Annotated in this window: 19 protein-coding genes; 6 read left to right on the forward strand and 13 right to left on the reverse strand. The window is 60.5% G+C overall.

The annotated features are described in order from the left end of the window. Positions 1-232: 232 nt before the first annotated feature. Positions 233-1,462, forward strand: a complete 1,230-nt coding sequence (gene serA, locus LJ360_RS14700; protein ID WP_091852540.1) for a phosphoglycerate dehydrogenase — start codon at positions 233-235, stop codon at positions 1,460-1,462. A gap of 92 nt (positions 1,463-1,554) precedes the next feature. On the opposite strand, the gene LJ360_RS14705 is transcribed toward serA, so the two are convergent. The 7 genes from LJ360_RS14705 to LJ360_RS14735 form a co-directional block, all read right to left on the reverse strand. After that, positions 1,555-2,214: an OmpA family protein gene (locus tag LJ360_RS14705; protein WP_091849782.1), complete on the reverse strand. Its 660-nt coding sequence runs from the start codon at positions 2,212-2,214 to the stop codon at positions 1,555-1,557. 2 nt (positions 2,215-2,216) lie between these two features. Further along, positions 2,217-3,263: an alpha/beta hydrolase gene (locus tag LJ360_RS14710; RefSeq protein ID WP_091849784.1), complete on the reverse strand. Its 1,047-nt coding sequence runs from the start codon at positions 3,261-3,263 to the stop codon at positions 2,217-2,219. Positions 3,264-3,403: 140 nt separating this feature from the next. Next, entirely contained in the window at positions 3,404-3,673 is a 270-nt protein-coding gene (locus LJ360_RS14715; RefSeq protein ID WP_091849786.1) for a GIY-YIG nuclease family protein, read from the reverse strand. Beyond that, the gene (locus tag LJ360_RS14720; RefSeq protein ID WP_091849788.1) at positions 3,666-4,571 is read right to left on the reverse strand and encodes a DMT family transporter; all 906 of its coding nucleotides are present in this window, start codon (positions 4,569-4,571) and stop codon (positions 3,666-3,668) included. The genes LJ360_RS14715 and LJ360_RS14720 overlap by 8 nt, the downstream gene beginning before the upstream one ends. After that, a complete protein-coding gene (locus LJ360_RS14725) occupies positions 4,568-5,443 on the reverse strand; it encodes a sigma-54 dependent transcriptional regulator (RefSeq protein ID WP_320108771.1) in 876 nt (291 codons plus the stop codon). Before LJ360_RS14725 ends, LJ360_RS14720 begins: the two co-directional genes overlap by 4 nt. After that, positions 5,391-5,957: a sigma-54-dependent transcriptional regulator gene (locus LJ360_RS14730; RefSeq protein WP_264994412.1), complete on the reverse strand. Its 567-nt coding sequence runs from the start codon at positions 5,955-5,957 to the stop codon at positions 5,391-5,393. Before LJ360_RS14730 ends, LJ360_RS14725 begins: the two co-directional genes overlap by 53 nt. Beyond that, a complete protein-coding gene (locus LJ360_RS14735; RefSeq protein ID WP_264994413.1) occupies positions 5,954-7,450 on the reverse strand; it encodes a HAMP domain-containing histidine kinase in 1,497 nt (498 codons plus the stop codon). Before LJ360_RS14735 ends, LJ360_RS14730 begins: the two co-directional genes overlap by 4 nt. A gap of 225 nt (positions 7,451-7,675) precedes the next feature. On the opposite strand from LJ360_RS14735, the gene LJ360_RS14740 reads away from it, so the two are divergent. After that, a complete protein-coding gene (locus LJ360_RS14740) occupies positions 7,676-8,071 on the forward strand; it encodes a DUF4168 domain-containing protein (RefSeq protein WP_091849794.1) in 396 nt (131 codons plus the stop codon). A 181-nt stretch (positions 8,072-8,252) separates the two neighbouring features. Further along, complete coding sequence (gene dctP / locus LJ360_RS14745) at positions 8,253-9,353, forward strand: TRAP transporter substrate-binding protein DctP (protein ID WP_091849796.1); 1,101 nt, start codon at positions 8,253-8,255, stop codon at positions 9,351-9,353. A 20-nt stretch (positions 9,354-9,373) separates the two neighbouring features. Here dctP and LJ360_RS14750 read toward each other — a convergent pair whose 3' ends face one another. After that, on the reverse strand, positions 9,374-10,213 hold the full coding sequence (locus LJ360_RS14750; RefSeq protein WP_091849798.1) for a 23S rRNA (adenine(2030)-N(6))-methyltransferase RlmJ: 840 nt from the start codon (positions 10,211-10,213) through the stop codon (positions 9,374-9,376). A gap of 148 nt (positions 10,214-10,361) precedes the next feature. Between LJ360_RS14750 and LJ360_RS14755 the strand changes: the two genes are divergently transcribed. Then, the gene (locus tag LJ360_RS14755) at positions 10,362-11,690 is read left to right on the forward strand and encodes an MFS transporter (RefSeq protein WP_413774370.1); all 1,329 of its coding nucleotides are present in this window, start codon (positions 10,362-10,364) and stop codon (positions 11,688-11,690) included. 11 nt (positions 11,691-11,701) lie between these two features. Here LJ360_RS14755 and LJ360_RS14760 read toward each other — a convergent pair whose 3' ends face one another. Further along, positions 11,702-12,076 carry a DUF4870 family protein gene (locus LJ360_RS14760; protein WP_245742514.1) on the reverse strand — a complete coding sequence of 125 codons (375 nt, stop codon included), beginning with the start codon at positions 12,074-12,076 and terminating at the stop codon, positions 11,702-11,704. 55 nt (positions 12,077-12,131) lie between these two features. Further along, on the reverse strand, positions 12,132-13,772 hold the full coding sequence (locus tag LJ360_RS14765) for a methyl-accepting chemotaxis protein (protein ID WP_091849802.1): 1,641 nt from the start codon (positions 13,770-13,772) through the stop codon (positions 12,132-12,134). A 304-nt stretch (positions 13,773-14,076) separates the two neighbouring features. Between LJ360_RS14765 and LJ360_RS14770 the strand changes: the two genes are divergently transcribed. Next, a complete protein-coding gene (locus tag LJ360_RS14770; protein ID WP_091849804.1) occupies positions 14,077-16,257 on the forward strand; it encodes a PhoX family protein in 2,181 nt (726 codons plus the stop codon). A 113-nt stretch (positions 16,258-16,370) separates the two neighbouring features. Here LJ360_RS14770 and LJ360_RS14775 read toward each other — a convergent pair whose 3' ends face one another. Both LJ360_RS14775 and LJ360_RS14780 read right to left on the reverse strand, forming a co-directional pair. Continuing rightward, positions 16,371-16,697, reverse strand: a complete 327-nt coding sequence (locus LJ360_RS14775; RefSeq protein WP_091849806.1) for a hypothetical protein — start codon at positions 16,695-16,697, stop codon at positions 16,371-16,373. 133 nt (positions 16,698-16,830) lie between these two features. After that, on the reverse strand, positions 16,831-17,073 hold the full coding sequence (locus tag LJ360_RS14780; protein WP_091849808.1) for a hypothetical protein: 243 nt from the start codon (positions 17,071-17,073) through the stop codon (positions 16,831-16,833). Between the two features lie 107 nt (positions 17,074-17,180). On the opposite strand from LJ360_RS14780, the gene LJ360_RS14785 reads away from it, so the two are divergent. After that, positions 17,181-17,978 carry an undecaprenyl-diphosphate phosphatase gene (locus LJ360_RS14785; protein WP_091849810.1) on the forward strand — a complete coding sequence of 266 codons (798 nt, stop codon included), beginning with the start codon at positions 17,181-17,183 and terminating at the stop codon, positions 17,976-17,978. A gap of 3 nt (positions 17,979-17,981) precedes the next feature. Here LJ360_RS14785 and LJ360_RS14790 read toward each other — a convergent pair whose 3' ends face one another. After that, the gene (locus tag LJ360_RS14790) at positions 17,982-19,088 is read right to left on the reverse strand and encodes an acyl-CoA dehydrogenase C-terminal domain-containing protein (protein ID WP_091849812.1); all 1,107 of its coding nucleotides are present in this window, start codon (positions 19,086-19,088) and stop codon (positions 17,982-17,984) included. Between the last annotated feature and the right edge of the window lie 98 nt (positions 19,089-19,186).

A 19,186-nucleotide genomic window follows, 5' to 3' on the forward strand; every position in this document is an offset into this window, starting at 1 on the left:
GGAACACCGGAATGCCAGTTGACTCAGGTGAACGGGCCGGCTGTGAAAATCTGCGGTTATGGTATCATACCGCCCCTGTTCTGTGAGCCCGAGCCCGTACCGGCAACGGAAGGCCCGGCACCGGGGCTGTGCAGTGGTACCTGCACAACCGCGGACACAGGTATTTTCTGGTCCAGGGAGCCCGGAAATCCGGCGCTTCATACCACGCAATAGAAGGTCTGGAAGCTTACCCATGTCAGAAACGTCTCTTGAGAAGAGCAAGATCCGCATCCTGTTGCTCGAAGGTGTTCACCAGTCTGCACTGGACACCCTGAACGCCGCGGGCTACACCAATATCGAATACCTGACCCACTCCCTCGGGGAAGAAGAGCTGATCGAGAAGATCGCCGACGCGCACTTTATCGGCATCCGCTCCCGCACACAGCTCACGGAGAATGTATTCGAAGCCGCGAAAAAGCTGGTTGCGGTGGGCTGTTTCTGTATTGGTACCAACCAGGTCGACCTGCAGGCGGCGACCCGTCGCGGCGTAGCCGTATTTAATGCGCCTTTCTCCAACACCCGCAGCGTGGCGGAACTGGTGCTGGCCCAGGCCATCCTGTTGCTGCGCGGCATCCCCGAAAAGAACGCCGAGGCACACCGGGGTGGCTGGCAGAAAACCGCGAAGAATAGCTACGAGATTCGCGGCAAGAAGCTGGGCATCATTGGTTATGGCAACATCGGTACCCAGTTCTCGGTGCTGGCAGAGGGCCTGGGCATGGACGTCTATTTCTATGACGTGGTGTCCAAACTGCCCATCGGCAACGCCAAACAGGTAGGCTCTCTCAAGGAGCTGCTGAACCTGGCTGACGTGGTCAGCCTGCATGTACCCGAGACGCCGTCCACCCGTTACATGTTTGGTCCGGAGCAGTTCGCCCAGATGAAGCCGGGCAGCATCCTGATGAACGCTTCCCGCGGCACCGTCGTGGACATCGAGGCCCTGGCGGAAGCGGTTCGCAGCGGCAAGTTGTTGGGCGCGGCCATCGACGTGTTCCCGGTTGAGCCCAAGTCCAACGACGAGGAATTCGTTTCACCCCTGCGGGAATTCGACAACGTTATCCTGACCCCTCACATTGGTGGTTCCACCATCGAGGCCCAGGAAAACATCGGCAAGGAAGTAGCGGAAAAGCTGGCCATGTACAGCGACAACGGCACCTCGGTCTCTTCCGTCAACTTCCCGGAAGTGGCCCTACCGTCGCACCCGAATCAGCACCGCCTGCTGCATATCCACGAGAACGTGCCAGGGGTCATGTCCGAGATCAACCAGGTGTTCTCCGAGAACGGCATCAACATTTGTGGCCAGTACCTGCAGACCAAAGAAGAGATTGGCTATGTGGTGATCGACGTGGACAAGGCCTACGGCGAGCTGGCGTTGGAAAAGCTGCGCAAGGTTAAGGGCACGATTCGCTGTCGCGTACTCTTCTGAGCAGGCGCCATGCAATCAAAAAGGGGTGCCCTGTGGCACCCCTTTTTAATGGCGAGCAGTAAAAGCCCGCCAAACTGCGCTTTCGCTAACGCTTACTGCTGCATCGGCACCAGTGTCAGCTCTACGCGGCGGTTCTGCTCGCGGCCGGCCGGCGTGTCGTTGCTCGCGACCGGGTAACGCTCGCCGTAGCCGGTCGCACGGGTACGGGCCGGGGCGATGCCCTGATTCAGCAGGAAGTCACGGACCGAGCTGGCACGACGCTCGGACAGCAGCTGGTTGTAGCTGTCGGAGCCGGTGCTGTCGGTATGGCCGTCGATCTGGATGATCGTCTTGTCAAATTCCTTCAGTACCAGGCCAACCGACTCCAGTACGCCGGTGAATGAGGAACGAATAGTAGCCTGGTCTGTATCGAACGTGATGTTGCCCGGCATAACCAGCTCAATCTGATCGCCATTACGAACAACCCGGACGCCGGTACCTTCCAGTTTCTGTCGCAGCTGGGCTTCCTGGCGGTCCATGTAGTAACCGATACCGCCACCAACGGCGGCACCGCCGGCCGCGCCAATAAGGGCGCCCTTGCCGCGATCACTGCTGCTGGACGTCGCCGCCCCTACAGCTGCACCACCGATAGCACCAATGATGCTACCCTTGGTCGCGCTGGAAACTTTCTCTTCGCCGGTGTACGGGTCATAGGTCATACAGCCGGACAGGCCGAATGCAGCCACGGAAAATGCGATCAGAGTCTTTTTCACGGTCAGGTCTCCTGTTTTGTTAACCGTTTTTTGTGCGGGGCCGCCCTGTGCGCCTCCCAGGCGCGGTCAAAGGCATCAACGATGCCGTTGAACACGGCGGCCTGTAAATCCTGTGCTTCGTTCACCAGATGATGACGACCGTCGCGGAGTTTGAGTTCCTCCACAGACGCAAATTTGTTCCTGATAATCCGCAGGTTATGCCGCCAGTCGACGGTACGGTCTTTTTCACCCTGGATGACCGTGACCGGGAAATCTACTGGTCGGGCCGATTCAATGTGAGGCACCCATTGGCGCAAGGCACTGACCCAGTCCACATGGACTGCCCGGGCCTGCAGGGGGTCATGCTCGCGCAGGAATTTCAGGAAGCGCGCATTGGCACTGTTTTCGGAGAACGCCCGCTTCCAGCGCCTCAGAAATGGCCGGGCCACTGTATGCAATGCCCGCGCACCCAGCCAGCCAAACGGACGTACCAGTGGTGCCAGGAGAACAACGGCAGTGAACGCCGACGTTTCCCGGTTATGGTGGTTGGATAGCAGATAATCGATGAGTATGCCACCACCGGTACTCTGCCCGACCGCGTACCAGGGCTTGGTGGCATGCCTGCGAACCTGCGCCAGCAGGTCACTCAGCACCGCCTGGTATTCCATGAAACTGCCGATGGCCGCAGGTGTGCCACTGGACAGGCCATGACCGGGCTGATCCCAGGCGAGCACGTCGTAACCGGCGCCCAGGCAACGCTCAATCAGCTGGCTGTACAACCCCACATGGTCGAAATAGCCATGGAGGATAAAGACGGTGCCCTTGGTACCCTCACCTGCCGGCTGACGATAGAAGTGCACTGCCACTGAATGGCCCCCGGCTTCCACCAGTCCTGGCGTGTAACGCACTTCCGGGTACTCCACCCAAAGATCCAGTCCGTAGAAGCGACAGTAGGCCTTCATGTCTTCACCCAGACTATGGGCATCATCGGGTGCGAAGGCCGGCAAGGCCTCCCGGACCACATCACTTTCCCACTCCGGAACGCCGATCTTGTCGCTTTTCCAGTACACAGTAGGTCTATGCGCCTGTTGTCAGATGTCTTCTGGGGCCCGAACGGCCGTCTTACGGTATCGGCAGAATAACATACTCGGCTCGGTGGCCGGCCTTTGTTACGGAATTTACGGGTTTTTTACGTGACCGGGTGCCAATTTTACAGCTCCAGCCCCCGATGCCCCGAGATCAGTTCGTCCTTGTATCGACGGGGCCAGCGCTTGACATACCATTCGAGCCTGAGGGCACGGGAGCGGTTGCCCACCGCCTGGCTGAACACCAGCTCCAGCGGTCCCCGCCCACGCAGACTCCGTGCACAGCGTGGTCCCCCGCTACAGTGCTCGGTAAAGCGGCGATTTACGTCTGTGGTCACGCCGGTGTAGAGCGTATTGCCGGCTGTGCGGATGATGTACAGGTGCCAGTCAGCCATGGGCCGGCTCCGTAGCGCCTCTGCGAGCGCCCAGCTGCTGAAACCAGAGCCCGGCCACGATCAACACCAGCCCGGCCCAGGTGGACGCCAGTATGACCTCTCCAACGATGAAGTAGATAAATACCAGCGACAGGAAAGGCGAGATAAAGATCAGGTTGCTGACGCGGGCAGTATTGGTAGCCAGCTTCATGGCCCGGGACCAGAGCACGAACGCCAACCCCATCTCGAACAACCCCACGTACAGGCTGCCGATAAACCCACCACTGGCAAGCGGCGGCAGGCCATCCTGCCACCAGGTCAGTGCCACGATGAACGGCAGTCCGAACAGGAAGTTCAGAAACAGGCCGGTGAGCGGATCCCGCCGGTCGCGGGTCGCCAGGATCCAGTAGCTCGCCCAGACCAGGGTGCTGCCGATGGCCAGGGTTACCCCGAGCGGATCCGAGAAAGCGAGGTCAGCAAGGTTACCCCTGGTAGCAATCACTACGACTCCGGAATAACACACCAGGCCGGCCAGTATGTCGGTACCTTTCAACCGGTGCCCCAGGAACGGTACGGACAGATAGGCCAGCACCAGCGCCCAGGTGTAATTGATCGGCTGGGCTTCCTGGGCGGGCAAGCGATCAAAGGCACCGAACAGGAGCAGGTAATAGATGCACGGGTTGATTAACCCCAGTCCCAGCGACTGCACATACTGCCTGGCTGGCAACCGGAATGCAGCACGCAGTTGGCCCTGGCCGGCGAGCAGCACCGCGAGCACACCCACAGATGCCAGGCATGCGATCAACAGCATCTGCAACGGTGTGTAATAATCCAGGGTCAGCTTGAACGCGGTGGCCACCGTCGACCACAACAATACCGCCCCAAGCCCGGACCACATGGCCAGCCGCTGGTCTTTCATCCTGCTTCGTCCTGCTGTTCCAGCCATCGGTACAGCGTCCGTCGATTGATCCCGAGTATCTGGGCGGCTCGCCGCTTGTTTCCATCCACCCGGTCCATCACCTGGCGGACGTATTGTTGTTGTAGCGTTTCGAGGGTTGGCCAGCTGGCCGTAGGCTCTTCCTGTATCCCACCGGCCACTCCGGGCCAGCCCTGGCCCGGGAGACTGGCCTGGCGCTTGCGAATGCGGGCCGGCAGGTGTTCCGGCTGCACCACTTCACCATCACAGAACGTCACCGCCCGCTCCATGGCGCTGGCCAGCTCCCGAACGTTACCGGGAAACGGATAGTCCGCGAGGGTCTTGAGGGTCGCCTCCCCGAGACGCATGAATCCGCGCCGATGCCGGTCTGCCGACTGTCGCAGGAAATGCATGGCCAGCAGTTCGACATCATCGCCGCGCTCACGCAAGGGCGGCACCGTCAGCATCAGCGTCTCCAGCCGGTAATACAGGTCCTCACGGAACTCTCCCTGACGCACTGCCTGCATCAGGTCTACATGGGTAGCCGCTACGATGCGGACATCCACCGGCTCTTCCCGCTCTGCCCCCACCGGCTTGACCTGGCCTTCCTGGAGAACCCGCAGCAACTTCGCCTGCAAGGCCAATGGCATCTCTCCGATCTCATCGAGCAGCAGGGTGCCACCACTGGCCTCGGCAAACAGGCCCTTGCGCGCCTGGCGGGCGCCGGTGAACGCGCCCGCCTCATGGCCGAAGAACTCACTTTCCATCAGTTCAGGCGGAATACCGGCACAATTCACCGGAATGAAAGGGCCGTCCCTACGCTCACTTTCCCGATGGATCGCCGGCGACGAGCTCCTTGCCAGTACCGCTCTCACCGTTGATCAGCACGGAGGCCTCGCTACGCGCAACCTGGCGAATTTCCCGGCGCAGCCGGTCCATGGCGGCACTTTCACCCACCAGGCCCAGGTTCGCGGGTGCGCCGGACGCTGACCGGTAGCGAGCCAGCTCATGACTCAGGGCCGCGTGGGCCAGCAACCGTCGCACCTTCAGACGCAGATGCTCGGTGGACAAGGGCTTGGTCAGGAAATCGTCGGCACCTGCCTGCAAAGCATCTACGGCCTGGTCCACGGTGCCAAAGGCGGTGATGATAACAAAGGGCACTACCCGGCCTTCCGCCTGCAGCTTGCGCAGAACATCCAGGCCATCGCCGTCGGGCAGGCGCAGATCGGAGATGACCAGGTCCGGAGCCTCCACCAGCGCCATCGCAGCACCCTCTGCACTGTTGGCTGCCACGAGCATGCGGTACCCGTCCAGGGCCAGCTCTTCCTGCAGCAACGTACGCAGACTGGCGTCATCTTCGATCAGCAGCAGGGTTTCCGATGCTTTCATGGAGCTACCTCAGAGGTTGGTGACGGCGGCGTAGCGGCGGGCCAGGACAGGGTCATGCGACAGCCTCCCGGTTCGCTGTCTGCAACAACAAGGCGGCCCTGGTGTTCCTTGACAACACTCTTCACCATGGCCAGGCCCAGGCCCGTGCCCTCACCGGCAGGGCGTGTACTGTAGAAGGGCTCAAAAATACGCTCCCGAAGCGCCCCGGAAATTCCCGGACCATCGTCATCGACCTGAACATCCCAATACTCACCAGCCCTGGTAACTGCCACCACCACCTGGCCGCGTGCGGCCTCACAGGCATTGCGGATCACATTCAGGCAGGCCAGTTCCAGCCGGGTTGGCTCGGCATTGACCCAAACGTCACCCTCCGGCAGATTCAGGGTTACCGGGACGTTTCCGGCGCGAGGATCCTCCCGCAGGCCAGTCACCAGTTCCCGCAGCATGGACGCCAGGTCGACCGGCCGGCGTGCATCCGGCACATGCCGGAAACAGTCCAGCAACTGTTCGATAATCCGCGTCATTCGCTGCACCTGGTGGTTGATGTCATCCAGGTGTCGCTGACTGTCTGGCCCCAGCCCCTGCCGGGCGAGGATGGATGCACGACCCTGGATGACGTTCAGGGGCGCGCCCAGCTCGTGGGCGACGCCACCGGCAACACGGCCGATCATGGCAACTTTTTCCTGGTACTCCAGCTGCTCACCGAGTTCTCGTTCCCGGGCGACCCGTTCACGGATTTCCTCCTCCGCCCTGGCCATGCGATCACCGAGGTCCCGAAGTCCTTCATGGAGCTGCCGGATTTCACGGGGGCCAGATGCACGTGAGTAGATCGGCCAGTTGCCGGGCCCCATCCCCTGCATGGCAGCCACCAGCCGGCTGACGTAACGGCCCACTGCGCCATAGTGCCCCAACACCACTACCAGGCTGACCACGACCAGCACCGCACACCACAGCGCCACCGCCCAGACCCTTGCCGACGCTACCAGCCGGTGAAAGTCGCTGCGTTTGCGGGTGACCTGCAAAAGGCCGTTGATACGGCCGTTTTCGGCAATCAGCGGGGTAAACTGGGAGAACACCGACACTCCGTCCACCCGGCGAAACGTGCCACCCCGCTCACCACTCTGGATAACCTGGTTGGCACTGCGACTGGAACGGATGCTGGTATCTGCCACACCGAGACTGGCAACCTGCAACCCGTCTGCATCGAACACTGAGGCACCGTACACACGCCCGATCCGGAAAATGGATTTGAGGGTGTCGTCCAGGACGATATCGTTGCCATCTTCCATGGCCCTGGCCAGCGGCCCGCTGGCAGCCCGGGCGACCAGCTCAAGGTCTTCCCGCAAACGTTCGTCAAGGTTATCTTCGATGGCACTGACGGAAAAAAAGATACCCGCCCCGACCACCAGCATCAGGGGGACCACGATACTCAGCAGCAGGGTCAGCCTTACCGTGTGAAATACCTCGCGGGCGCTGCCCGGAAGTCGCCCCATGGAATGAACTCCCTATGCGCAAATGCCACAAAAGGATGTCACATGTGGCAATATGCCTCAATCCGGATTAAGCGACTGTCATCATAGGAAGCACCCAGGTAATTGATTTTAAAACGATATAAACGAGAATGACGATCTGGCACAGGAATTGACTGGTCACTGGCCCAGCAAACAAAGATGTTCCCAAACGGGCTAACCCCCACTCAATGACCAAGGAGATTGACCATGAAAAAGCTTCTCACATCTGCAACCGTATCCATCGCCCTCCTTGCCGGCGCGCCAGCGGTCTACGCCCAGACCCAGAGCCAGCCGACGGAAACCGACCAGAGCACCTACACTAACCCGGCCGCGTCCGGCGAAGCTGAAACCGACTTTGACGACGCCGAGCTGCGCAAGTTTGTGGAAGCACAGAGCGGCATCAACGACATCCGTGATGAATACATGGCAAAGATCGAAGACGCCGGCTCCCAGGAAGAAGCCCAGGAGCTGCAGATCGAAGCCAATGACGAAATGGTCTCTGTGATCGAGGACGCCGGCCTCGATATCCCCACCTACAACGCTATCGCTACCGCATACAACAGCGAGCCCAGCGTTCGTAACCGGGTCGACGCACTGATGTAACAAGGAAGCTGGCAAGCAACCCGATGCGCAAACGCAGAAGTTCCTGCCAGATTTTGCCCCGCCCCTGAGCGGGGCTTTTTTGCTCGAACAACGACGTTGTCTTTCGCGAGGATTTCCTCCGTACAGCCTCCTGGGATAACCTGTACTGCACGATCCGAGCCCCGACGGAGATAACGATCCGATGACAGCCGTACCCACCCGGTCACTGATGGTGATACTGGCCAGCAGCCTGTTCCTGGGTGCCTGCAGCGACAACGATGAAGTAATGACTGGCTTGCTCCCGGGAGACCCGGAACCGGAGACCTGGCGGTTCGCACTGGAAGAAGTCGGTGGCAGCGTTCAGGACGCCTGGGCACAGGAGTTCCGTCGCCGGATACAGGAACTTTCCGACGGCCAGGTACAGGTGGAAATATATCCCTACGGTTCCATTGGAAACTCGCCCCACCTGACCGGCCTGGTGAGGGACGGCCGGGTTCACCTGGCCTTTGCATCACCCGGGCATGTAGCTGATAAAGTTCCCGAGGCCGGTGTGTTCCTGTTGCCTTACCTGTTTCCGGAAGATGACCAGGCCACGCGCACCATCCTGTCTGACCCGGAGCTGGGCTCCTTGCTGGAACAGGCCTGGGCGAGTGCCGGGTTACAGTTGATGTCACTGGTTCCGGAGGGCTGGATAGCGTGGACCGCCAACCAGCCGCTACTTGAACCCGGGGACTTCTCCGGACTGCGCATGCGAACCATGACGGCTCCCATGCACAACGCTGTTTTTGAAGCCTGGGGGGCTGACCCTGTCGCCCTGCCCTACGGCGAAGTGCATGAAGCCTTGCAACTTGGCCAGGTAGATGGGCAGAGTAATCCGGCCTTTGCCATCGCCGAAATGCAATTCCAAGAGTTTCAGTCCCACATGACCCTGCCAGCAGCGACCCGCTTTGTCGCCAGCGTAGTCAGCAATCGCGAGTGGTATCAGGACCTCGACACCACTCATCGTGAGTGGCTCCATGGAGCAATTAAAGGCATGCCGGAGTTTATCGATGCGATTCAGCAGGAATACAACCAGCGCAGCCTTCAACAACTCCGTGAATCCGGACGTATCCGCATTCATTCACTCAACGAGCAGCAGAGGACCGGCTTTCACGAGGCTACCGGACCCGCAGTCGACGCCTACCGGGCGCAGGCCGGGAAACGGGGGGCGCAAATCCTGGGGCGGATACAACGGCTAAGTGAAGCTGAGCGAAGTGCAGGGCAGGAAGAAGCCTCCGCACCAGACCCCGCAATAAAACCATAAGGCCCCGCGCTTTTTCGGCCTTACTCAGGAACCAGCCAGGTTTGCTTATGGTCGGCGTTCAGCCCCTGGTCTCCCGATACTTCGGCCATCATGGCACCGAAGCGGTCACTGAAGCCCCAGGGCGGGTTGATTATCACCATACCTGAACCAGTCATGCCGCGTTCCGGTGGCTGCCTGAGTACCAGCTCACTGTGCCAGGTCTTTCGAATACCCAGGCGCACAAGCTGCTCTGGAAGCACTCGGTGCTGTCCGCTGGTGAGCATGGGGTACCAGACCAGGAACACACCATGGCGGCAACGGGTCCAGGCCTGCGCCAATGTCTTCGCTACCCGCTGATAGTCCTCCTTGATTTCATAGGACGGGTCGACCAGCACCAGCAAACGGGGCGCCTTGGGCGGCAGTGCACGCAGCAGCCCCTCCAGGCCATCCCCTGCCTGCACTGTCACCCGGTGCCCCCGTGCCCAATCCTGCAGTCGCGAGGACTCGCCGGAATGCAGCTCGAAAGCTGTCAGGGAATCCTGCTCCCGTTGCAGGCAGTCGAACCATGCCGGTGACCCGGGATACCGGGACAGTTGTCCTTCGCCCGGATTCAGCCTTGCCAGTTCCGCCAGCATGGGTGACCAGTCCGATGACTGCAGCCGGTGGCGAAGTTTCCAGACCTGCTGGATGCCACTCTCCGCCTCACCAGTCTTTTTTGCCCGTTCACCGGCCAGGTCGTACATCGCGCTGCCCGCATGGGTGTCAAAGCCGGCGATTGCCGAAGGCTTGGCCTGCATCATGGCAAGCGTGAGGATCAGGGACGCATGCTTGTGAACATCGGCAAAGTTACCGGCGTGGAATTCATGGAGATAACTGAGCATCGAGCGGGCTCCGGGGTTCAGACCATACAGTCGGCCATTAGGCCCCACTCAGCCGCCGTCAGGCAAGTCCGGGGCCGATACGAATGCACTGCCGGGGCTGGTACCCTATGTAACCGCCACTGACACCCACCAGCACGAGAGGTTGCCCTTGAGCAGACAACCGGATGCCAACCGCACCACCGAGCAGCTCTATGCCCTGATTGCCAACGAAGAGGATGCGCGAACTTGTAGCGACCTGCCGGAAGAGGCCTGTCGCGAGGTTCCCCGTAATTTTTTCCTGATCCTTGCCAGTAACGTGCTCACCAAGCTGGGCGACCTGCTGATCAGCCCAAAAACCGTGCTGGCCTGGCTACTCAACGCGGTGGGCGCCCCCGGCCTGGTAGCCTGGCTGGTTCCCATCCGGGAGTCCGGGTCCATGCTGCCCCAGATGGTTATCGGCGCCTGGGTTCGCCGCAAGCCTGTGCGGAAGTGGTTCTGGACCCTGGGAGCCTTCGGCCAGGCCATCAGCGTGATGGCCATGGCTGCCAGCGTCTGGTTCCTCGAGGGGTATGCAGCCGGCGGTGCTGTCGTCGCCGCGCTGGTGGTGTTCTCGCTGGCCCGGGGGTTCTGCTCTGTGTCCATGAAGGATGTACAGGGCAAGTGTATCCCCAAGGGCCGCCGGGGCCGGCTGTCGGGCCTGGCAACCACCCTGGGCGGAACCATGACCGTCATCCTGACGGTATTGCTGTTCTGGGACCGGGGCGACCCGTCCATGCTGTTCTACAGCCTGTTGCTGTTGCTCGCCGGCGGGCTGTGGATTATCGCCGGGCTGTTGTTTGCCAGTGTCGATGAATACGAGGGGGAAACCAGCGGTGGTGGTAATGCCCTCAAGGATGCGATCAGTAATCTGGGGCTGTTGCGGGATGACCCGCCATTTCGCCATTTCGTGATTACCCGGGCGCTCCTGCTTTGCTCTGCCCTGGCCTCACCCTACTTTGTATTACTGGCCCAGAACCAGGCAGATTCTGCCTGGTTGCTGGGGGTGTTCCTGTTGGCCAGCAGCCTGGCCAGTTCCGTCAGTGCCAGCGTCTGGGGCTGGATGGCTGACGCCAGCAGCCGCCAGGTAATGATCCGCGGTGCTGCCATTGCCAGTGGTGTCTGCCTGCTGGTGGGGCTCATTGCACTGGCGGCGGGGGATGATGTGGGCGGAATGTGGTTCTACCCGCTGGCGTTCTTTGTGCTCAGCATTGCCCATGCGGGCGTGAGGCTGGGCCGCAAAACCTACCTGGTGGATATGGCCGGGGGCAACAAGCGTACTGACTACACCTCTGTCAGCAACTCGGTCATCGGACTGCTGCTGCTAGCCGCCGGTGGCCTGACTGCCCTGATCTCCATCATCTCTGAGGTAGCGGTTATCCTGGCCCTGGGACTGATGGGACTGGCTGGTACGATCAGTGCCCTGCGACTGGAAGAGGTTTCTGCGGGTTCAGAAAGCTGATTGACGTGCAATCAAGGCGCCCTGCCATCGTTCAGGGCCAGGGCGCCCCGTACCACCCGGTAGATGTACCAGATGGCCAGCCCGACCAGGATAAACCAGCCAATAATCAGGAAGGTCGTCACGGTACCGATCACCGCCCACAACAGGGCGATCCAGAAGGTGCGGATCTGCCAGCGGAAATGGGCATCCAGGGGACTTGTGCGCACCTCGTCCTGTTTCAGGTAATTGATAATGACACCGGCCACCGCCATCAGGCCACTGGTGGGTATGGCCAGGGCCTGCAACAGGTAGACCACGACCACGATTTTCCAGAGAGGGTCGTCGCTGTAGCGCTGCTCACGGCGACGGGCGGGTATGTATTCCTGATTGCTGTCCTGATCGTTCAAGGGCCGGTCCTGTCATTGGGAATGCACAACCAGTATAGGGTGTACCTCAATCACTTCAATGACCGGATGGGCGATAGCCAAGACGGAAACCACCCCAGTGACGGCCGTTCACGAATATCGGTACCGAAAGGTCATGCATGATCTCACCGGTGTCCCGTCGATAGGTCTGCAGCAGCATGGTATCGGTATGGCTGCCACAACGGGCACCGGTGCGATCATTGAACAGTCGCTTGCTGCGGCTGCGAACCAGGTCCTGCTGGGGGTCGCCGGTTGGCTCGTGGGCAAAGGCCCGGTTGTGGGTAGGCACATAACCGTCCGGGGCCGTAGTGATCGCGAAGACCAGGGCATCGTGGGCGGCCACCACCGGCTCCTGGATAGCCGGAAGCACCTTGTCGGTAAAGGCATCAAAGCCACTGTGGTACTTGGTGGGCGTGGTGTTGGCAACCGGCTGCCGGTTTCGGTCAAATAACTGACCTTCAGTCAGCTCGCCCAGTCGCAGTGCCTCTTCGAAACGCTCGCCAATCTTTCCCGCGGCACTGGTTGCCTGATCGAAGAAGAAGCGGTGATAGCTGGCCTGGCTGTTGGCCGCAAACGCCGCGTTGGCCTGCTCCGCAAGGTCCATCAGGCGGGTAGCCTGGGTAGCCAGGTCTCCCACCCCACGGTCACTTTCGGCCATTTCATCCCGCAGTGTCTCGACCCCCTTCAGAATCTGCTCAAGGTTGCGCTCGTTCTCCCGGTCACCCTCGGCGATGACGTCCACTTCACTTTCCAGCAGGTCGGCCTGCTCCCCGATCTGCTCAAGGTTACCTGACACCGACTGGACCGACTCCAGCCCCCGGTCAACGGTATAGGCCAGCTCTTCGACGCCTGCGAGGATGCGCGCGGTGGATTCGCGGATATCCGCCAGCACAGCGGCCACCTCCGTAGTGGCCTCGGTGGTCCGGGCTGCCAGGTGGCGTACCTCATCCGCAACGACCGCAAAACCCCGACCCTGCTCGCCGGCCCGGGCCGCTTCGATGGCGGCGTTCAGGGCAAGCAGGTTGGTTTGCTCGGCAATGGCCTCGATAACCGAGGTCACGCCCTGGATCTTGTCTGACTTACCATCAAGGTCGCGAATCAGGTTCAGGTTCTGCTCTGATTGCTGATAAACCTGGCGGATATCCCCGAGCGCTGTTCCCAGCGCCGTACGCCCTTCCCCACTCAGACGACTGGCTCCCCGGGCCACTTCCGCCGCCTCTCCTGCCTTGCGGGCACTTTCGCGGACCGTTTCGGTAACCTGGCTGGCATAGTCGGCCATTTGCCGTATTTCGGTGACCTGTCGATCAAGGCGTTGCTTGAGCTGATCAGCTGCCCAGGACACTTCGGCAGCAGAAACGGCATTATGGTCCGCCGAGCCCGATAGTGTCTCTGTGAGGGCCCTGCCGGCCGCCGCTTGTTCCAGGAGGGTGCTGAATCGTTGATATAGGGGATGATCATCGGGAAGCTCACCCCGTGAGAGCTGGTTTAACGCCCGCGCATGGGGAACGACAAGCCGGTACCACCAGACAAGGGCCAACAACAGGCCTACGATCAGTGTAACCACGAACACCTGCCATGGGCTCGCGCCTGCAAACCTGACCGTTACGCCTGCTGTTGCGCAGGTAACCAGCAACAAACCCAGTCCGGCCAGTGCTGTAAACCGGTTCAAAACGCCCATGGTGTCCTCACTATTCTTGTTTTGATCATATTCTGCTCAAATCAGCATACGACAAAGTAACACCGAGGGAATCCGACTTTAGTGATATGGGACATGGAATTTACATCAATTGACACTCACCCGAACGAATCCGACTCCGTAACCACAGCCCGCACAGCTGTATGCTTTTATCTTCCTGTAACGCGCCGGTCAACGAACTGTCACCAAGTCACGCCAAGCTTTGCCTGACCCAAGACACCCGATGCCTGCCAGCCTTCCCCCTTCCGGGCAGCGCTGGCAGTAAAGAGAGACCAAGGAGCGCACTATGGGACATCATCCCGTTGAAGACAGTAATAAAAGCCAGAACCCCGCCTTCGAGACCATTGTTTCCGCCAGGCTTTCCCGACGGACCCTGCTGAAAGGCTCCGCGTCCGCCGCGACGCTGGGCGTTGTCAGCGCGCTGGGGCTGTCTGCCTGTGGTAGTGGTGGTTCCTCATCAGGCACAGCGGCATCCGGAGAAACCAGCACCGCCACGATAACCCCCGAAAGTCTGGGCTTTGACTCTGTTCCCACCTCCCTGGAGGACCGTGTCATCGTGCCTCAGGGCTACCGTGCCGAAGTGCTCTATGCCAAGGGCGACCCGATCGAAGCGGGCCTGTCCGAATACCTCAATAACGGCACGGATGTGGACTTTGACCGTCGTTCAGGCGATGAGCACGATGGCATGTGGTTCTTCGGAATCTCCGACGACGGCCGTTACGACCCGAATCGCTCGGACCGGGGCATTCTGTGCGTCAACCACGAAAACCTTGAAGACGCGACGCTGCACGAGAACGGGGTCACCAGCGCGGCCGACAATGGCGGCAGCCGTCCGCTGATTGAAGTGGACCGTGAGATGAATGGCCATGGCGTCTCCTGCATTGAAGTCCGCAAGGTCGATGGCCGCTGGGAAGTGGTTCGCGACTCCCAGTACAACCGCCGGGTCACCATCTTCACCGAGATGGACGTCAAGGGGCCCGCAGCGGGCTCGGACCTGCTGCGCACCAAGAGCTCCCCCCAGGGCATCAAACGCTGGGGTACCATGAATAACTGCGCCAACGGCTACACTCCCTGGGGCACTTACATTGCTGCTGAGGAGAACTGGTACGCCTACTTTACCCGCACTGATGACACCGCGAACCGCAGTGACGCCGAGAATACCCTGGCAAGCCGCTACGCCATTGGCCTGAATGGCAACGTGATCGGTCCGGGATGGAATTATCGCGAGTGGGATACGGCAAGCAGCAACGATGTCTATGCCCGCTTTGACGTGACCGCCACCGCGGCCTCTCCGCTGGACGATTACCGCAACGAGGCCAACCTTCACGGCTTCGCCACTGAAATAGACCCGTTCCGTCCTGCGCAGAAACCCCGTGTGCGTACCGCGTTCGGCCGTTTTTCCCATGAAGGCGTCTGGGCGGCGCCAGCTGTTGAAGGCAAGCCCCTGGTGTTCTACTCGGGCGACGACTCCCGGGGCGAGTACGTCTACAAGTATGTTTCGACCGCCAACTGGGACCCGGCCGATGCCACCCTCGGACTGGCGGCAGGGGACAAGTACCTGGACGACGGCAAACTCTACGTCGCCGTATTCAGTGAGGACGGCACTGGCGAATGGAAAGAACTGAGCTACGGTGTCAACGGCCTTGACGAGAACAACCCCCTCTACCCGTTCCGTAACCAGGGTGATGTCATGGTGGCCACCCGCCTTGCTGCAGACCACGTGGGTGCCACGAAGATGGACCGGCCGGAGTGGGCCGCCGTACACCCCATCAACCGCGAGGTGTACCTGACCCTGACCAACGGCAACCAGAGCAATCGCCCCGCTGACGAAACCGATCCGGCCAACCCCCGCGCCGTTAACTCAAATGGCCATATCATTCGCTGGAAAGAGGCCAGTGACGACAACACCGCAGCGACCTTCGAGTGGGATATCTTCCTGTTCGGTTCTGCGGCAGACCGTGATACCGATTACAACCTGTCTGGCCTGACAGTGGACAATCAGTTCTCTAGCCCGGACGGCCTCTATATCGACCACCGGGGCGTTATCTGGATCCAGACGGATGATGGTGCGCTGACGGATGTGACCAACAACCAGATGCTGGTGGCCATTCCCGGTTCGGTGCGCGATGGCGAACGCAAGACTGTCATGACGACGGACAACGATGGTGTGACGTCCACCGTCGAATCCTGGATCGGGCAAAGCGCAACCGATGTCCAGCTCAAGCGCTTCTTCGTAGGGCCCCGGGGGTGTGAGATCACCGGGATTTCACTGACACCGGATGCAAAAACACTGTTCGTCAATGTCCAGCACCCCGGCGAGGGTGGCTCGGCCGAGCTGTTCAATACGGATGTCAGCACCTGGCCGGCAGCCTCGCGGGACGCGACCGAGGTAGGGGCGGCAGGTAGCCGGCCCAGATCAGCCACTGTCGTGATCACCCGCGAAGACGGTGGCGAAATCGCCGTTTGACGGAGCAAGCCAGGATCGGGGGTGGTCATCCAGGCTATCCCCGATCCGAATAACGGAAAAGGCAGGCGCCTCCCGGTGCCTGCCTTTTCAATAGTCAGAGATACAGGGTCGTTTTACTGGACCATTTCGTCTGCACCTTCTTCCATTTCCTCACCGGCCTCATCCATGGACTCATCGATCTCTTCGCCGGCTTCCTGCATTTCCTCACCCACTTCATCAGCGGTATCAGAAGCAGACTCTGCGGCGCCCTCTATCGGCCCTTCCTGCGTGCCGGTTGCATCCTCGAAGGTCTCTTCGGTAGCACTGGCTGCATCTTCCGCCATCTCTTCGACATTCTCGGCCGCCTGGTCCAGGTCGGCGCCCTCGTCGCTGTCATCGCTGCAACCCGCCAGTCCCAGAAGCAACATCAGTGTGAAGAAACTCAGCGTCAGCTTTTTCATTGGTCATCCCTTTTGGTTGGTGAGAACACGGCGTCACGACTCCATTCCAGAACGTGATTCAAGTCACCGTGTGATCACCACCGATACTAGGGCAGGACATGTATATTTTGCATTGCCTCATTATTACCTGTAATCAATAACCGTTCAGGTTATGGCCATCGATAATCAGGATATGATCGACCGCCAGCAGCACACCCTTGTCCAGGGCCACGAAGTCTCCACCCGGGCGGGTGAACAGGTCCCTTATACGTGAATGTACGACCTGCACCTGCCCGGACGAGTCCCGGTAAACCAGCTCGATGATTTGCTGCTGAAGCATATAGTGGGTGATTTTTGCACGGAGGGACGTTTCGAGTACCGGTCTCGGATTGGCCATGTCCTTGCCTGTCTCCTTCTGTTCACTGTTCGTTGTTATCGCTTTTTGTTTAGAATAGCCGGCTTTCGACAGACTACCACCCAAACTCTTCGCCCACAGGATCCACCATGGACTGGCTTCAGATCGTCATCCTATCCCTGGTACAGGGAATATCCGAATTTCTGCCGGTATCCTCCTCCGCTCACCTGATCCTGGTGCCGGTACTGACTGAGTGGGAGGATCAGGGCCTGGCCTTTGACGTAGCCCTGCACCTTGGCAGTCTGCTGGCAGTGGTACTCTATTTCCACCGCGACCTGGCCGCCATGACCGGCAGCTGGCTCCGTTCCCTGCAAAACCGCCAGCCAGATGAAGATGCCCGGGTCGCCTGGGCGGTACTGTTCGGCACCATTCCAGTGGGCCTCGCAGGACTCGCCTTCAAGGACACGATTGAAACCGTTCTGAGATCCCCCCTGTACCTTGCCGCCGGCCTGATTGTGTTCGGCATAGTGCTGGCCTGGGCCGACCTGCGCCACCGGGGCGACCGCACCGAAGCACAGATCAACTGGAAAGACGTGCTGGTCATCGGCTGTGCCCAGGCGCTGGCGCTGTTCCCGGGCACGTCGCGGTCCGGCATTACCATTACCGCTGCACTGTTCATGGGGATGAACCGGGAAGCCGCTTCCCGTTTTTCATTCCTGCTGTCGATCCCGGTCATCGTGCTGGCCAGTGGCCTGCAGATCAGGTCACTGCTGGAAACCCCGGAGCCCATCCAGTGGGGGGCCATGGCCGCCGGCATCGCCCTGTCTGGCATATCGGCCTACCTGTGCATCCACTACTTCCTGGCATTCATCAAACGCATCGGCATGATGCCGTTCGTGGCCTACCGCATCATACTGGGCGTGATCCTCATCGGCGTCTTTGCCTGAGCTTCAGAACCAGGCCGACCTCATGTCGAGACAGGTTGTGTCCTGGTTCTGCAGCAGCACCAGGTCCTGGGCGACCTCAGGCAGACTCCAGTGGAAGAAGTAACGGGCCGCTTGCAGTTTACCCCTCAGGAAAGCTTCGTCCTCCGGTTCGGCCCCCGGAAGTCGCAGTGTTGCGGCGTTGGCAAGGCGAAGCCACATCCAGCCTGCCACTATCTCACCAAACAGATGAAGGTACCGGCCAGCATTGGCTAGCACCCGCTGCCGCGAACCAGCCTGTAATTCCTTGCCCAGTACCTGTGTTACCTTTACCGCCCGTTGCAGCGTTTCGCTCAGTGACAGGGCCCACTGGCGGGTGTCCTGTGTAACCGCCGCTTCAAGGTCTTTCTGCAGGGTCTGCAGGAAAAGCTGCAAGCCGTGGCTCTGATGGCTCCAGACACGCTGCCCCAGGAATTCCCGGGCGAAATGGCTGCCGGTTACCGGGTCGGGTATCCGGGCTGGTACCTCCCCGAGCGATACGGCGGCCTGCCAGGCTGCCTGTCCGGGCCACCAGGCCAGCACAGGCTCCAGAAACGCCAGCAGCCGCTCACTGGTTTCCCGGTGCCCCGGATCGGGGTGACTCTGGACATCCTCGGCCAGCGAAGCCCCGTAGAGCACCATTGCCAACCCTGCTTCACACCGGGTCTTGGCGCTCAGCAGCCGACCACGGAGGTCTACCGAGTCGACAGCATCCAGTTCCGACCGTTCGGCGCCGGCCAGCGTTTGACGAAACAGTTGCCAGGCAGAAAGAATGACCGACATGGGTACCGCCAGGAGATCTTCCGAGCGGGTTCTGAACAGGCGGCTTGCCTGGCCATCGGCCTGGTAAAGCCCATTACCCAGGGTAAGAACGACTTCCGGCACCACACCCACCGATCCCTCTGCCAGTGCCTCAGCCTGCCCGTCACCAGCGCTGCTGCGGCCTTCAGCAAGTCGGCTGAAGGTTTCCACCACAGCTCTCAGCGAGTTTCCGGAATGCTCCTGGTAGCGGGAGCGCGCCAACAGGGCACCGACATCCAGTACATCGAACAACTGAAACAGGAACTCGCGGGATGCCACGGGGCTGGCCACCATCTGTCATACTCCCTGGAAACTGAAACACGGACGGGAAGCCTGTGCATGCCCTGCCGACGTGGGCTGGTAACACGAGGTTCCCGGAATAGCGGGACAGA

It is taken from the genome of Marinobacter sp. AN1, from assembly GCF_026013985.1.
In the GTDB taxonomy this organism is placed as follows: Bacteria; Pseudomonadota; Gammaproteobacteria; order Pseudomonadales; family Oleiphilaceae; genus Marinobacter; species Marinobacter segnicrescens.

Bases quoted from the DNA above. Each gene is read 5' to 3' on its own strand.
- dctP (WP_091849796.1), top strand. From the start codon at position 8,253: ATGACAGCCGTACCCACCCGGTCACTGATGGTGATACTGGCCAGCAGC.
- LJ360_RS14790 (WP_091849812.1), bottom strand. From the start codon at position 19,088: ATGGTGGCCAGCCCCGTGGCATCCCGCGAGTTCCTGTTTCAGTTGTTC.
- LJ360_RS14785 (WP_091849810.1), top strand. From the start codon at position 17,181: ATGGACTGGCTTCAGATCGTCATCCTATCCCTGGTACAGGGAATATCC.
- LJ360_RS14780 (WP_091849808.1), bottom strand. From the start codon at position 17,073: ATGGCCAATCCGAGACCGGTACTCGAAACGTCCCTCCGTGCAAAAATC.
- LJ360_RS14765 (WP_091849802.1), bottom strand. From the start codon at position 13,772: ATGGGCGTTTTGAACCGGTTTACAGCACTGGCCGGACTGGGTTTGTTG.
- LJ360_RS14740 (WP_091849794.1), top strand. From the start codon at position 7,676: ATGAAAAAGCTTCTCACATCTGCAACCGTATCCATCGCCCTCCTTGCC.
- serA (WP_091852540.1), top strand. From the start codon at position 233: ATGTCAGAAACGTCTCTTGAGAAGAGCAAGATCCGCATCCTGTTGCTC.
- LJ360_RS14770 (WP_091849804.1), top strand. From the start codon at position 14,077: ATGGGACATCATCCCGTTGAAGACAGTAATAAAAGCCAGAACCCCGCC.
- LJ360_RS14715 (WP_091849786.1), bottom strand. From the start codon at position 3,673: ATGGCTGACTGGCACCTGTACATCATCCGCACAGCCGGCAATACGCTC.
- LJ360_RS14775 (WP_091849806.1), bottom strand. From the start codon at position 16,697: ATGAAAAAGCTGACGCTGAGTTTCTTCACACTGATGTTGCTTCTGGGA.
- LJ360_RS14720 (WP_091849788.1), bottom strand. From the start codon at position 4,571: ATGAAAGACCAGCGGCTGGCCATGTGGTCCGGGCTTGGGGCGGTATTG.
- LJ360_RS14735 (WP_264994413.1), bottom strand. From the start codon at position 7,450: ATGGGGCGACTTCCGGGCAGCGCCCGCGAGGTATTTCACACGGTAAGG.
- LJ360_RS14750 (WP_091849798.1), bottom strand. From the start codon at position 10,213: ATGCTCAGTTATCTCCATGAATTCCACGCCGGTAACTTTGCCGATGTT.
- LJ360_RS14730 (WP_264994412.1), bottom strand. From the start codon at position 5,957: ATGAAAGCATCGGAAACCCTGCTGCTGATCGAAGATGACGCCAGTCTG.